This window comes from gamma proteobacterium SS-5, assembly GCA_009497875.2.
Lineage (GTDB): Bacteria > Pseudomonadota > Gammaproteobacteria > Chromatiales > Chromatiaceae > Magnetovirga > Magnetovirga frankeli.
In genome coordinates, this window is record CP032508.2 from 293479 (window position 1) to 308887 (window position 15409).

General features: G+C 61.8%; 8 protein-coding genes, 1 tRNA gene and 1 pseudogene. 3 read left to right on the forward strand and 7 right to left on the reverse strand.

What is annotated here, in order from left to right:
* The first annotated feature begins 172 nt into the window (after positions 1-172).
* From gltB to D5125_06625, 3 genes are all read left to right on the forward strand, one after another.
* A complete protein-coding gene (gene gltB / locus D5125_06615; protein ID QFY89180.1) occupies positions 173-4810 on the forward strand; it encodes a glutamate synthase large subunit in 4638 nt (1545 codons plus the stop codon).
* A gap of 2 nt (positions 4811-4812) precedes the next feature.
* On the forward strand, positions 4813-6267 hold the full coding sequence (locus tag D5125_06620) for a glutamate synthase subunit beta (protein ID QFY89181.1): 1455 nt from the start codon (positions 4813-4815) through the stop codon (positions 6265-6267).
* A 12-nt stretch (positions 6268-6279) separates the two neighbouring features.
* Positions 6280-6354 (forward strand) — tRNA-Val (locus tag D5125_06625).
* Between the two features lie 112 nt (positions 6355-6466).
* Here D5125_06625 and D5125_06630 read toward each other — a convergent pair.
* The 7 genes and pseudogenes from D5125_06630 to D5125_06660 form a co-directional block, all read right to left on the reverse strand.
* A pseudogene (locus D5125_06630) lies at positions 6467-10169 on the reverse strand (DEAD/DEAH box helicase family protein).
* 76 nt (positions 10170-10245) lie between these two features.
* A complete protein-coding gene (locus tag D5125_06635; GenBank protein ID QFY89182.1) occupies positions 10246-10536 on the reverse strand; it encodes a nucleotidyltransferase domain-containing protein in 291 nt (96 codons plus the stop codon).
* Positions 10537-10641: 105 nt separating this feature from the next.
* Positions 10642-11649 carry a Fic family protein gene (locus D5125_06640; protein ID QFY91076.1) on the reverse strand — a complete coding sequence of 336 codons (1008 nt, stop codon included), beginning with the start codon at positions 11647-11649 and terminating at the stop codon, positions 10642-10644.
* Between the two features lie 39 nt (positions 11650-11688).
* Positions 11689-12831, reverse strand: coding sequence for a restriction endonuclease subunit S (locus tag D5125_06645; GenBank protein ID QFY89183.1), 1143 nt, complete (start codon positions 12829-12831; stop codon positions 11689-11691).
* The gene (locus D5125_06650; GenBank protein QFY89184.1) at positions 12828-14366 is read right to left on the reverse strand and encodes an SAM-dependent DNA methyltransferase; all 1539 of its coding nucleotides are present in this window, start codon (positions 14364-14366) and stop codon (positions 12828-12830) included. Before D5125_06650 ends, D5125_06645 begins: the two co-directional genes overlap by 4 nt.
* 456 nt (positions 14367-14822) lie before the next feature.
* Positions 14823-15131: a type II toxin-antitoxin system RelE/ParE family toxin gene (locus tag D5125_06655; GenBank protein QFY89185.1), complete on the reverse strand. Its 309-nt coding sequence runs from the start codon at positions 15129-15131 to the stop codon at positions 14823-14825.
* Complete coding sequence (locus D5125_06660) at positions 15128-15403, reverse strand: prevent-host-death protein (protein QFY89186.1); 276 nt, start codon at positions 15401-15403, stop codon at positions 15128-15130. The genes D5125_06655 and D5125_06660 overlap by 4 nt, the downstream gene beginning before the upstream one ends.
* Positions 15404-15409: the final 6 nt, after the last annotated feature.

The following is a 15409-nucleotide window of genomic DNA, read 5'->3' on the forward strand; positions in this document are numbered from 1 at the left end:
CAGATTTATTGACCTGTCGCGTAGCGACGCAAAATTCTGTCCTCTGTCCACCAAAAAACTGGCCAGGGGGTGTGATTTTCAGTATTATGCTCGCCCTTTTTCGACCGGGGACTGGGTCCAGGCCTTGTTCCTCTGGCGCGCTACCTACGGCACTGCTAAACGAGGCCTCCGCATGAGTCATGGCTTACCCCCCGCCCAAGGGCTGTACGATCCCGTCAACGAGCACGACGCCTGTGGCGTGGGTTTTGTCGCCCACATCAAGGGCCAGAAGAGCCATCAGATCGTCCGTCAGGGCCTGACCATACTGGAGCGCCTGGCCCATCGCGGCGCCGTGGGGGCCGACCCCAAGGCCGGTGATGGTGCCGGCATCCTGCTGCAACTGCCCGATGCCTTCCTGCGCGCGGTGGCCGATTGCCGACTGCCGGCGGAGGGCGAATACGCCGTCGGCATGCTGTTTCTGCCGCAGGATGCCGATGACCGCGCCCAGTGCGAATCCATCGTCGCCCAGATCAGCGCTGCCGAGGGCCAGTTCCTGCTCGGCTGGCGCGATGTGCCGGTGGATAACAGGGGCCTGGGCGAGAGCGTGCTGCCGACCGAGCCTGTGGTCCGCCAGGTCTTCATCGGTCGCGGCGATAACTGCAATGATCAGCAGGCGTTCGAGCGCAAGCTGTTTGTCATCCGCAAGCGCATCGAAAACCGCATTCGCCATTCCCAGATAGCGCAGAAGGGCTATTTCTACATCCCGTCCTTCTCCTCCCGCTTGCTGGTGTACAAGGGCATGTTGCTCGCCGACCAGGTGGGCAGCTATTACCAGGACCTGACCGATGAGCGCATGGTCTCGGCCCTGGCGCTGGTGCACCAGCGCTTCTCCACCAACACCTTCCCCACCTGGGACCTGGCCCATCCGTTCCGCATGATCGCCCACAACGGTGAGATCAACACCCTGCGCGGCAACCTCAACTGGATGGCGGCGCGGCGGCATTTCATGGCCTCCGAGGTGCTGCGCGAGGACCTGGCCAAGGTCTGGCCGCTGATCCCCGAGGGTCAGTCCGACTCCGCCAGCCTGGACAACGCCCTGGAGCTGCTGCTGGCCGGCGGCTACGAGCTGGCCCACGCAATGATGATGCTGATCCCCGAGGCCTGGTCCGGCAACAGCCTGATGGACGAGAAGCGCCGCGCCTTCTACGAATACCACGCGGCCCTGATGGAGCCCTGGGACGGCCCGGCGGCGGTGGCCTTTACCGATGGCCTCCAGATCGGCGCCACCCTGGATCGCAACGGCTTGCGCCCGGCGCGCTACCTGATCACCCAGGATGACCTGGTGGTCATGGCCTCGGAGATGGGCGTGCTGGACATCCCTGAGGAGCAGATCGTCAAGAAATGGCGCCTGCAGCCGGGCAAGATGCTGCTCATCGACATGCAGCAGGGTCGCATCATCGACGATGCCGAGATCAAGAACCGGCTGGCCAGCGACAAGCCCTATCGCGACTGGCTGGACCAGACCCAGGTCCATCTCGACTCCCTGCCCTCGGACGTGGCACCCATGATGCCCGATCCGGCCACCCTGCTGGATCGCCAGCAGGCCTTCGGCTACAGCCAGGAGGACGTCAAGTTCCTGCTCAGCCCCATGGTGGAGACCGGTCAGGAGGCGATTGGCTCCATGGGCGCGGACAACCCGGTGGCGGTGCTGTCCAACCGCCCGCGGCATCTGTCCAATTACTTCAAGCAGAACTTTGCCCAGGTCACCAACCCGCCCATTGACCCCATCCGCGAGGAGCTGGTCATGTCCCTGGTGTCCCTCATCGGCCCGCGGCCCAACCTGCTCGGCCTGGGTACGGGTGCCGAGCACATGCGCCTGGAGATCAGCCAGCCGGTGCTGACCAACGAGGACCTGGAGCGGGTGCGCAACGTCGAGGCCAGCACCCACGGTGCCTTCCGTACCAAGACCCTGGACATCACCTACGCCGCCGACAAGGGCGCGGAGGGTATGGCCACGGCCCTGGACGAGCTCTGCCACCAGGCCGAGCAGCGGGTGCTGGAGGGCTACAACATCCTCATCCTGTCCGACCGCAGTTGCAACCTTGGCCGGGTGCCCATCCCGGCCCTGCTGGCCACCTCGGCGGTGCATCATCACCTCATCCGTCAGGGGCTGCGCACCGCCTCCGGGCTGGTGGTGGAGACGGGTGCCGCGCTGGCGGTGCACCACTTCGCTACCCTGGCCGGTTACGGCGCGGAGGCGATCAACCCCTATCTGGCGTTCGACACCATCCAGGCCCTGCTGCCGGAGCTGGGCCAGCCGCTGGCCTTCAAGGAGGCGCAGAAGCGTTACATCAAAGCGGTGGGCAAGGGCCTGCTCAAGGTGATGTCGAAGATGGGCATCTCCACCTATCAATCCTACTGCGGCGCGCAGATCTTCGATGCCGTCGGCCTGTCCAGCGGCTTCGTCAAGGAATATTTCACCGGCACCGCCACCACCATAGAGGGGGTTGGCCTGGCCGAGGTGGCGGCCGAGGCCATGCGCTGGCATCAGGATGCCTTCGGCGACAAGGCCATCTACCGCGAGCACCTGGACGTGGGCGGCGATTACGCCTTCCGCCTGCGCGGCGAGGAACACGTCTGGACCCCGGACAGCATCGCCAAGCTGCAACATGCGGTGCGCGGCAATTCGGCGCAGACCTACGCCGAGTTCGCCCACCAGATCAACGACCAGAACAAGCGCCTGCTCAATCTGCGCGGGCTGATGGAATTCCAGTTTGCCGCCGAGCCTCTCCCCTTGGACGAGGTGGAGCCGGCCAGTGAGATCGTCAAACGTTTCGCCACGGGTGCCATGTCTTTCGGCTCCATCAGCCATGAGGCCCACTCCACCCTGGCCAAAGCGATGAACGCCATCGGCGGCAAGTCCAACACCGGCGAGGGTGGTGAGGAGCCGGAGCGCTTCAACCCCCTGGCGGATGGCTCGCGCAACCCCGAGCGTTCGGCGATCAAACAGGTCGCCTCCGGCCGCTTTGGCGTCACCGTGGAATACCTGGTCAACGCCGACGATATCCAGATCAAGATGGCCCAGGGCGCCAAGCCCGGCGAGGGCGGTCAGCTGCCCGGCCACAAGGTCAACGCCCAGATCGCACGGGTGCGTCACTCCACCCCCGGCGTGGGCCTGATCTCGCCGCCGCCGCACCACGATATCTACTCCATCGAGGACCTGGCGCAGCTGATCCACGACCTGAAAAACGTCAATCCCAAGGCGCGCATCTCGGTCAAGCTGGTGTCCGAGGTGGGCGTGGGCACGGTCGCCGCTGGCGTATCCAAGGCCCATGCGGATCATGTCACCATCTCCGGCTTCGATGGCGGCACCGGTGCCTCGCCGCTGACCTCGATCAAGCACGCCGGCTCCCCCTGGGAGATCGGCCTGGCCGAAACCCATCAGACCCTGGTGCTGAACCGGCTGCGCACGCGCATCGCCGTGCAGGCCGATGGCGGCATGCGCACCGGCCGCGATGTGGTCATCGCCGCCCTGCTCGGTGCCGATGAGATCGGCTTTGCCACCGCGCCGCTGATCGCCGAGGGCTGCATCATGATGCGCAAGTGCCACATGAACACCTGCCCGGTGGGCGTGGCCACCCAGGACCCGGAGCTGCGCAAGCGCTTCACCGGCAAGCCTGAGCATGTGATCAACTACTTCTTCTTCGTCGCCGAGGAGGTGCGCCAGCTCATGGCTCAGCTGGGGTTCAGACGCTTCAGCGAGATGGTTGGCCAGAGCGACCGTCTGGACATGCGCCAGGCCATAGACCACTGGAAGGCGCACGGGCTGGACTACAGCCGCATCCTCGCCAAACCGGCCAGCGCCGAGGCTGAGCCGGTGTATAACTGCCAGACCCAGGACCACGGCCTGGACCAGGCCGCCGACAATGAGCTGATCCGTCAGGCCGCCCCGGCCCTGGATCGGGCCGAACCGGTACGTATTGAAATGGCAGTGCACAACTACAACCGTACCTTCGGCACCATGCTTTCCGGTCGCGTAGCGGAAAAATACGGCCTGGCCGGTCTGGCCGATGACAGTATTCATATCAAGGCCCAGGGTACCGCCGGCCAATCCCTGGGTGCCTGGCTTGCCCAGGGGGTGAGCATTGAACTGGCCGGCGAAGGCAACGACTACGTCGGCAAGGGCCTGTCCGGTGGACGCATCGTCATCTACCCACCGGCCAACAGCGCCATCGGCCAGGCCGAGGACAACATCATCGTCGGCAATACCGTGCTCTACGGCGCAATCAAGGGCGAGTGCTTCTTCCGTGGCGTTGCCGGCGAGCGCTTCGCCGTGCGCAACTCCGGTGCCACGGCGGTGGTCGAGGGCGTGGGTGACCACGGCTGCGAGTACATGACCGGCGGCGTCGTCCTGGTGCTGGGGCCGACCGGGCGCAACTTCGCTGCCGGCATGTCCGGCGGCATCGCCTATGTGCTGGATGAGACGGGCGATTTCGAGCAGCGCTGCAACCTGGCCATGGTCGAGCTGGAGCCCATCAGCAGCGAGGATCAGGCCCTGGAATCCAACACCCACTCCGGCGGCGATCTGGAAAGCCACGGCAAGGTCGATCTGCTCCACGACATGACCCGCCACGATGCCCAGCGCCTGCGCCAACTGGTGGAAAAACACCTTCACTACACCAACTCTGCCGTTGCCCGCCGGGTGCTCGACAACTGGGCGCTGGTGCTGCCCAAATTCGTCAAGGTGATGCCGGTGGACTACCGCCGCGCCCTGCAGGAGATGCAGCAGACACAACAACAGGCCACAGCGGCATCTCAGGGGGGACACTGATCATGGGTAAGCCAACCGGTTTCATGGAATATCCACGGCTGGAGCGCAGCTACGCCCCGGTCGCCGACCGCCTCAGCCACTACGAGGAATTCGTCATCCCCCTGTCCGATGAGCAGATGCAATTGCAGGGCGCACGCTGCATGGACTGCGGCATCCCCTTCTGCCATCAGGGCTGTCCGGTGAACAACATCATTCCCGACTGGAATGACCTGGTCTATCGCGGCCGCTGGCAAGAGGCCAGCAAGGTGTTGCATTCCACCAATAACTTCCCCGAGTTCACCGGTCGTATCTGCCCGGCCCCCTGTCAGGAGTCCTGCACCCTGAACCTGGTGGACCAGCCGGTGACCATCAAAAGCATCGAATGCGCCATCGTTGACAAGGCCTGGGAGCAGGGCTGGATTCAACCGCAGATTGCCCAGCAACACAGCGGCCAGAGCGTCGCCGTGGTCGGCTCCGGCCCGGCCGGCCTGGCCTGCGCCCAACAACTGGCCCGCGCCGGTCATCAGGTCACCGTATTCGAGCGCCAGGAGCGTATCGGCGGCCTGCTGCGCTTCGGTATTCCCGACTTCAAGCTGAACAAAAAGCTCATCGACCGGCGCGTGGCGCAGATGCGCGCCGAGGGGGTCAGCTTCCGCACCAACGTCAAGGTCGGCAAAGACGTTGCGGTGGAGCAGCTGCGCCAGCAATTCGACGCCCTAGTGCTGGCTGGCGGCTCCGAGCAGCCGCGCGACCTGCCGGTGCCCGGCCGCGAACTGGCCGGGGTACACTTCGCCATGGACTTCCTGCGCGCCAATTCGCGCCTGGCGCAGGGCGTACCTGGTGCCGAGGCGGGCCTGATCTCGGCCAAAGACAAAGACGTACTGGTCATCGGCGGCGGCGACACCGGCTCCGACTGCATCGGCACCTCCAACCGCCAGGGGGCCAAGTCCGTCACCCAGATCGAGATCCTGCCGCGCCCGCCAGAGAAGGAAGACAAGGCCCTCACCTGGCCCGACTGGCCGAACAAAATGCGCACCTCCAGCTCCCAGGAAGAGGGCTGCGAGCGCCTCTGGCAGATCCTCACCAAGGAATTCATCGACGACGGCCAAGGCCAGGTCAAGGCCGCCCGCTGCGTCAAGGTGGAATGGAACAAGGACGATCAGGGCCAATGGCAGATGAGCGAGATAGCCGGCTCCGAGTTCGACATCCCCTGCCAACTGGTGACCCTGGCCATGGGCTTCGTCCACCCGGTACACGAGGGCATGCTGAAAAACCTGGGGGTGGAACTGGACCCCAGAGGCAACGTAAAAGGTGACACCGAAGGCGCAAAGGCCTACCATACGTCGCTTGCTGGCGTCTTCGCTGCCGGCGACATGCGCAGAGGCCAATCCCTGGTCGTCTGGGCCATCCGCGAAGGTCGCCAATGCGCCCAAGCGGTGGACATCTACCTCAGCGGGTCCAGCGACCTGCCCCGATAAACCCGGTCAACCGGGCGGTTAGCTCAGCGGGAGAGCACTGCCTTCACACGGCAGGGGTCACTGGTTCAATCCCAGTACCGCCCACCAATTAAATCAGACGCTTAGAATCAATCTGCCGCCAGAACCAACACCCTTCCAGGTAGAAGTTACGGAAAGTGTGCCCGTTTGAACCCAGCTCCTGGTTCTGAGGTAGCTGAAGCTAAGCGGCGACTGCTCTACTTTTTATCTCTTCCAACACACTCACAATCTGCTGCACCTGATTCGGCGGGAACACGCCCATCGGCCCCTGTGCATTGATGTCGGTAAACGGCGACTCGAATAAGCGACTGGGTTCCATCACGCCGGTCTGGGTCAGTTCCTGCACGATGAGGTCGATGAATTCGATCTGGCTGGCGGTAGCGGTGGTGCCTTTGACAAACTCGCTGAACAGGTCGGCGGCTGCTTCGCGGTCCAGTCCTACCAGTGAGCGGATGAACAGGCCCAGCCCGTGGCTGGTCTCTTTGGCCTTGCTGATGAGTTCGGTGGTGCCACCGGCCTGTTGCAGCATCTTTTCCAGTTCGTCGAGGTCGGTTGCCGTCAGGGGTTGGTTGCGGCGCAGGCGCTGCAGGGCCAGATGGGTTTCGTGTGCCTTGAGGAACTGGCGGGCCTTGTCCTTGAACTTGGCCATGTTGAGGCCGGCGGTCACCTGGGGCAGTTCGATGGTGCCGATCTCGCCCAGTTCGTCCTTGAAGTCGGTATAGACCACCTTTTTCTGACCCTTGGGGATCAGCTTGATGAGACTGCGCAGGCGGCGGCGGACAATTTCCAGCATGGGCAGGGTGACATCCTCCCACCATTCCTCAGTGATGACCGCTTGGATCAGGACCATCTCCGCCTTCACTGCGGGGATGCTGTCGAGTTCTTCCAGACTGCCGGCGATGGTTTGAATCTTGGCTTTCAGGCTGCTGAAATCAGTCCCCGCCAGGAGTACCGCCAACTGGGTGCGGAGCAGGAGCAAGTCGAAGCGTTTGGCCTCTTCATCATCGTCGCTGAGTTGGGAGGGCAGCGGTGCCACCTTGTTGGCCAGTGCGTCATGGGCCTCGGGGTCCAGCTTATGCCAGGTCTCGGGCTTGGCGTAGCGGTCCACGTAGAGGCGCTGGGGGCGAACGACGAAGTTATCCGGATTCATTGCCGCTACCCGTTGTTGCAGCAGACTGGCAGTGTCTTGGCGCAGTTGGGCCTCGGTGAGTTGATCACCGTAGGGGTTGGATATTGGCTCATTCACCCCTGTGCCCTTGGCCAGCTTTTGATCCAGCTCTGCGATGATCTCCAGCCGTGCCTTGAACAGCCGGGTGCTGAGGGGTTCGCTGGCCGAGCCGTCGCTGGCGTTGGGGTTCTGGCTAAAGAATTCGAGGTTTTGGCAGAAGTCGAAGATGTAGAAGTTCTGCTTGTCCTCGCCGGGGCCGAACAGGTCTTTGCACAGGCGGGTGCCGCGCCCGACCATCTGCCAGAACTTGGTCTTGGAGCGGACGATCTTGAAGAACACCAGATTGACCACCTCGGGCATGTCGATGCCGGTATCCAGCATATCCACGGAGATGGCGATGTGGGGCATCTTGTCCTTGGCGGAGAAATCGTCGATCAGGCTCTGGGCGTACTCGGTCTTGTAGGTCACCACCCGGGCGAAGTGGCCCTTGTAGTGGGGATAGTTGACGTTGAAACGCTCGGCGATGAAATCGGCGTGGTCGTTGTTCTTGGCAAAAATGATTGTTTTGCCCAGCCGGTCACCGCCCGCTACGGTCTGGCCCTTGGTCATCAGGGTGTGGAGCACCTTATCGACGGTATCCTCATTGAACAGCCATTTGTTCAGGGCGGCGGCATCCACCTCGGTGGGGGTGGTGCCGTCCTCGGTCCACTCCAGCGCGTCCCACTGCTCCTTCTCCTCGTCGGAGAGATCGTCATACTTGATACCTTCGCGCTGGAACTTGAGGGGCACGGAGATCGCCACCGGCGGCACCAGATGGCCGTCGGCCACGGCCTCATCCAAGCCATAGGCGTCGGTGGGCACGCCGGTCTCCAGATCAAACAGGCCGTAGGTGTTGTGGTCAATCTCGTCCTTGGGGGTGGCGGTCAGGCCCACCAGCAGGGAGTCGAAGTAGTCGAAGATGGCGCGGTATTTCTGGTAGACGGAGCGGTGGGCCTCGTCGATGACGATGAGATCAAAGTGGCCGACGCCAAATTTGCGCTGCCCTTCGACTCCGCTCAGGGCACGCCCTCTTTCGACTCCGCTCAGGCCGCGCCGCGACGTTGGCTGAGCGGAGCCGAAGCCCGGTGGCTGAGCGAAGTCGAAGCCGTCGATCAACCCCATCATGGTCGGGTAGGTAGAGACATAGACCCGCCCCTCGGTGGCCTTGTCGGTGACCAGATTGACCGGCGCGGCGTCGGGCAGATGGGTCTTGAAGGCGTTGACCGCCTGATTGACCAGGGCGATACGGTCGGCCAGAAACAGGATGCGCTTGGCCCAGTTGCAGCGCATGAGCACGTCGGCCAGGGCGATGACGGTGCGGGTCTTGCCTGCGCCGGTGGCCATCACCAGCAGGGACTTACGCTGGTTGTCCTGCTCAAAGGTCTCGCTGACCCGGCGCACGGCGCGGGTCTGGTAGTAGCGCTCAATGATCTTGTCGTTGATGACGGTGCCGGCCAGCGGCTTGCGGCTTGCGGCTGCTGCGGCGTTGGATCAGCAGCTCCAGTTCCGCCTGCTTGTAGAAGCCCTGCACCTCGCGGGGTGGGTAGCTGGCATCGTCCCATAACCAGTGCTCGTAGCCGTTGGAATAGAAGATGATGGGGCGCTGGCCGTACTGTTTCTCAAGACAGTCGGCATAGAGCTTGGCCTGTTGCTGGCCAATGTTGGGGTCTTTGGTGGTGCGCTTGGCTTCGATCAATGCCAGGGGTTTGCTGTCATCGCCCCAGAGCACATAGTCCACATAGCCCTTCCCTTCGGCTCCGCTCAGGGCAAGCCCTTGTTCGGCTCCGCTCAGGGCAAGCCCTGGTTCGGTTCCGCTCCCTTCGGCTCCGCTCAGGGAGCGGTGGCTGAGCGGAGTCGAAGCCCGGTGGCTGAGCGAAGCCGAAGCCCGGTGGCTGAGCGAAGCCGAAGCCCGGTGGCTGAGCGAAGCCGAAGCCCGGTGGCTGAGCGAAGTCGAAGTCGGCATGCCGGTGACTTCCACCTCGAAGTTCCTGGCCGGGTCCAGCGCCCAGCCGGCCTCTTTCAGCAGTAGGTCGATGAACGCCTTGCGGGTCTCGGCCTCGGAGTAGTCGTGGGTATCGGGCAGGGCAGCGTTGGCCTGTTTGGCAGCGGCCACTTCCTCGCGCAGGTTCTTCAGCTCCTCGCTCAGGGCGGTCTTGTCGGCCAGCAGTGCGGAGAGCCTTTCGTCCTTTGCCTGTAGGTCCTTTTCCAGTTGCTGCAACTGCGCCAGGGTTTGGGAGGGAATGGGCAGACCCTTGGGGATCAAGGCTGCGCTGAAGCTCAGGTTCGGTGCCGGTGGGACGGACTGGGTATAGGTGCGGGCGAGCCAGAAGCAGAAGTGAAACAGCTCGCGGCTGGCGCTGAGGGAATCGGTGAAGGCGATGGACTTGTTGCTGTGCACCGCCAGATTGCCCAGCTCCTTGATCAGCTTGGCCTTGGTGAACAGGGCATTGCCGACGCTGTGCTTGAAGCTCGGCTCGTGGATCAGGGCGCTGAGGTTGTCCTGATAGGGCAGATGCAGGCCCTTGTCGTGCTTGTAAAGCCAATGCACTGCTTGCTCCAGCGCATAGCGGGCATAGAAGCAGGAAGCACGGGGGTCGCTGTGTACCAGCCCCTCGGCCTTGTGGGCCGCGATGAACAGCGACGGCCACTCTTTCTGCAGGAACTGGAAGTTGCTCATGGCGGGCTTAGCGAATCAAGCAAGCGCTGAACATCCTCATGCAACCTGGGCAGATTGCGCAATACATTGCCTTTACTCACAGTGGCACCGCCTCCTTGATGATCTGGTAACGAAAACTTTCCGGTAAGGCACGAGGGGTCAAGACATCAACTTCAAGCCCCAATAACTCCTCCAGTTCAAAGCGTATGGCGCCTATATCCATCAGCGTGGTTTCCTGGGTCGGCCCCACCAAAATGTCCAGGTCGCTGTCCTCAGTATCTTCGCCACGCAGCACGGAGCCGAACACGCGCGGGTTGGTGATGCGGTGGCTGAGGGCGATCTCGCGGATGCGGTCGCGGTGGCGTTTCAGGGCTTCAGATGGGCGCATGATCGTTTCCTCGGTCAGGGTTCAGCGGCAACTTTCAAGCTGAAGCGCCATAGTCCAATGTCATAGCTTGTCATAGCCCCATGTCACAGCTTGTCATAGCTTGGGTCATGGTGCCGCATAGCCCCGGTTCGGATCGGTGGTGGTACCACCCACCTCCCGAATCAGCCCCTTTTCCAGCAAAATGTGCAGGTCACGCTGCAACGAACGCCGGCTTACCGTCGCAAACAGCGGTTCCAGTTTCGCCAAAGTCACATGGCCTGCCGCCAGCACTTCGGCCAACACCGCCGCCTGCCGCTGTGACAGTTTGGCCTCACGCCCCAGCAGATCAGCGCGAATCACCGCCGCCCCGCGCAGCTTCACCTCCTCCAGTTGCGCCGCCAGGCCGGTTACAAAATAGTCCAGCCAGCCGGTTAAATCCATGTCCTGCTCGCGTACCGCCTGCAAGGCCGCATAAAAACGGCTGCGATCACGGTCGTAATACTCGCTCAGGGTGAATAGCCGCTTGAAGTCATACCCGGCACGGTAAAGGCATAGCGTGGAAAGCAGGCGGGAGGTGCGCCCGTTGCCGTCCACAAAGGGGTGGATGTGTACCAACTGAAATTGCGCAATGCCCGCCACCAACACCGGATGTACCGGCGTATCCAGTCGCAGCCACTCCACCAGTTCCCACATCAGCATGGGCACCTGCTCCGGCGGTGGCGGGGTATAGATGACCTCCCGCGTCAGGCTGTTGGCCACATAATTTTGAATCACCCGATACGCACCGGGCTGCGCATCGCCGCCGCGCACGCCTTGCACCAGGCATTTGTGAATTTCCCGAATCAGGCCCTCGGTAATCGGGTCGCCGCTGTCCAGATAATCCGCCACCAGATGAAAGGCATCGCGGTAGTTCAACAGCTCGCGGGTGTCGTCGGCGCGCGCCTCGGCCACCACCTCGCCAGACCAGAGCCGCTCGGCCTGCGCCAGCGTCAACTGCGTGCCTTCAATGTGCGTGCTGTGGTGCGCCTCCCGCAGCAAGGCCTGCTGACTCATACGCAGCAGCCAGGCCTCGGAAAGCGTCGCCGCCTCCAGAAAGCCCCGCGCCCGCTCGATGGCCGCCAGCGCGGCGGTCATTGAGTGGGTGATGGTGAAGCGGGGGGCGAAGGGGTTCACTTATAGCTCGCCTCGGAAGGCGCGGTGTTGGAGGGAGGCGAAAAAAGTACCTAGTTCATCTAACTGGGTGCTGAGTTTTACTTTTTGCTTCTCAACAGATTCGATGATAGCGGTAAAGCTTTTTTGGAGGTCAATTGGTGGAATAGGAATGCTCAATTGTCCGACTACTTTATGGTTTACTTGAGGCATAGAGGTAGTTGCTGACCCTGATCTTAAGAGATCATTTACCTTAGGCAATCCAAGGAGAGTGAAAAGAAAGGTATTGTCGAGATTGTTTCCTGATGGACTGATCTTGAAAAGATTGTTTGCAATGTAACCATCAAAACCACGAACCACTCTACCGGCCTCACCATACCTGATCATGATGACGTCGTCGGACGTGGCATAATACTTAGTATGCGGTGTTGGTACAAAACGTGGTTCAGAATCGGCTTTGGTATAATCTGAAATCCTTAGGAATCTACTAAAACCATCTGCCGGGTATTCTTTGTGGTATTCGAGGCCAATTTGGACGCCTTGAGAAAAATTAGTCACCTCACCAAGGGTCTTGACTTCCCACCGCTTCGGATTCGTCACCGGGTCCCCAAACATCTCAATAAATATCGACTGCGTGAGGCTGTCGAGTTGGGCCAGAGCTTCCCGGCGCTTGGCACGGAGGGCATCGGCTTGGTCGAGGATGGCGGCGATGCGGCGTTGTTCGGGGAGGGGTGGGAGGGGAACGTCAAGGTCCAGAAATTTATCGCGTGGAATTTTCCCACGTCGTTCAGCAGTTTGTCGGTAATTTGCTATGAAGTAACTTATTGCCTTTGGTGATCTTATGTATCTATGTAGGTAATCCGGGTGCAGTGAATTAGTATCTAACAAATCCCAGAGAGTATAGGCGGGACTCACCACTCCAGCTTGGTCGTCACCGGAGACTCCAAGTGCACCTTCATCGATGTGGATTCCAACAACCAACTGATTGGGGCGGACAACCCTGTATTTGCTCAAATCACGGCTGGCTATTTGTTTCTTGAAAACACTGTCCTGTGGAACAAGCCCGCCGGACCGTGTCATGGATAATATCGGCAAGTCTAGATTCCCAGCTCGTTCCACCCTCGCTGCACTTACAAGATCGCCGAGCTTCACTTGCTTGGTAGTCACTTCAGCAACCCCTCCAACTCCTTCATTCCCGCCTGTATCTCCTCCTCCAGTGCCGCCAGCTTGGCCAGTATCTCCTTGGGTGGCGGGTACTCCACGGCTTCATGCACCACTTCCTTGTAGCGGTTGATGGATAGGTCGTAGCCCTGGGCGGCGATCTCGGCCTTGGGCACGCAGAAGCTCTGCTCGGTGCGTTCGCGCTGGCGTTCGTTGCTGTCGCGCTCGGGCCAGCGGGCGAGCAGGTCGGGCAGGTTGTTCTTGGCGTGGTCGGCGTCGGTCAGGGCCTGCTGGGGGTTGGCGCCCAGCTTTTCGGGCGGCAGCAGGGGTTGGCGTTTGTCATCCAGGCTCCAGCCATCGGCCTGCATGTCGTAGAACCAGACGTGATCGGTACCGCCCGAGTTGGTTTTGGTGAACAGTAGTATCGCGGTGGAGACTCCGGCATAGGGCTTGAAGCAGCCGGACGGCAGGGAGATGACGGCATCCAGCTTCTGCTCTTCCACCAGCATCTGGCGCAGGGCCTTGTGGGCGTTGGATGAGCCGAACAACACGCCGTCGGGGACGATGACCGCCGCCCGTCCACCGGGTTTGAGCAGGCGCAGGAAGAGGGCGAGGAACAGCAGCTCGGTCTTCTTGGTCTTGACGATGGCGAGCAGGTCCTTGGCGGTGTTCTCGTAGTCCAGCGAGCCGGCGAAGGGGGGATTGGCGAGGATGATGGAGTAGGCTTCGGCATCGCTGGCGTGGTTCTGGGCCAGGGAGTCCTTGTAGCGGATGTCGGGGTTGTCAACGCCGTGCAGGGCCATGTTCATGCTGCCGATGCGCAGCATGGTGTTGTCGAAGTCGTAGCCGTTGAACAGGCCGCTGTGGAAGTGCTCGCGCAGCTGGGGGTCGTTGAACAGGTCGGGATGGTGCTGGCGCAGGTACTCACCGGCGGCGACGAGAAAGCCGGCGGTGCCGCAGGCGGGGTCGCAGATGCTGTCCTTGGGTGTGGGGGCGACGAGTTCCACCATGAGCTGGATCATGTGGCGCGGGGTGCGGAACTGGCCGTTCTGGCCGGCGCTGGCGATCTTGCCGAGCATGTATTCGTAGAGGTCGCCCTTGGTGTCGCGGTCGTCCATCGGCACCTGGTCGAGCATGTCCACCACCTTGGCCAGCAGCGCCGGGTTGGGGATGGTGAAGCGGGCATCCTTCATGTGGTGGCTGTAGGTGGTGCCATCGCCACCCCGGGTGCGCAGGAAGGGGAAGACGTGCTCGCCGACCACGTTGTACATCTCAGCGGGGGCGAAGTGCTTGAAGCGCGACCAGCGCAGGTCATCAAAGGGGCGGCCCTTGTCGTCTCTGGCTTCGGGGAAGACGCGGTTGGCCAGGGGTTGCTTCAGCAGCAGGGCCTTGCTCTCTGCCAGGGTGTGGGCATCGTCAAGGCGGCGAATGAAGAGCAGGTAGGTGATCTGCTCAATGACTTCCAGCGGGTTGGAGATGCCACCGGACCAGAAGGCGTTCCAGATGGCGTCGATTTGGTTGCGCAGTTCTCCGGTGAGCATGGGGCGGTCCTTGTTCTGATTGCCTTGTTCTGATTGATTACCGGCGCGGCCGGGTTGGGTGATTCTAGCCGAATGGGGTGGGATTGGAAGATGTGTCCATCACCTTCACCTGGCAGAATATAGGGCAGCACATAGGGCGGCCCGTGGCCGCCGTGCCCGCGCAAGGGGCAACCCCATTCCAAGCAGCTTGGCGGCGGGCGCGGCCCGCCCTATGCCGCACGGCAAGCCAGTCGGTGCCGTGAGTTTCACAGTAATCTGAGGTCCACTTTAGCTATTGCGCAGTATGAGCCGACTGAATTGATCGGCGAAGTCATGCAGCAGGCGTTGCAGCAGGGCCTTTTGTTGGTCTTGGGGGTCGGCTAGGGGCGGGCTGAGTTGCTGCAGGGCCCGGCGCACTGGGTGTCGCCTAATGTCCCAGCTACCGGCCCGCTCAGGTGGAGCGGGTGAGCAGAACGATCAGTGGTAGTCGCTCTCGCGTTGATGGCGCACCGCCAGCACTGTCACCGTCTCGGCATCGTCAATTTCAAAAAGCGCGACATAGCCTGCCGCGCCAAACGGGATGATCAGCTCACGCAGAAACGGCGAATCGGTCGGGGCCTTGCGGCACGTAAAAGGAATCTGCTCCAAAGTGGCCATACCCGCGTGAATTGCCTCCAGCGCCCGTTCGGCCAGAGCCCAATCCGTAGCATCCCGCTCAAGAATGAACTCATACAGCCTGACCAGGTCTGCCTCGGCTTCATGAGTAAAACGAACCCGATACGTCATGCCGGGGATTTGCTCGACCTAGCCTTATCAAGCATCCCTTGGAGCCGATTTACCACGGCAGAAGCCTCGACATAGCGCTCGGTTTGCCTGGCCTGATTGCGAGCCATCAGCCCGCGTGCGATGAATTCCTGCTCGGCCTGACGATGGGCAACGGTCTGACGAATCGCCTGTTCGACAAAGCCCGACAGGCTTTCCCCTTCATGCAAGACACTTTCTGCGGAACGACGCAGGTCCGGATCAACCCGCAAAGAAGGAATTGTGGCAGTTTTCATCTAGGT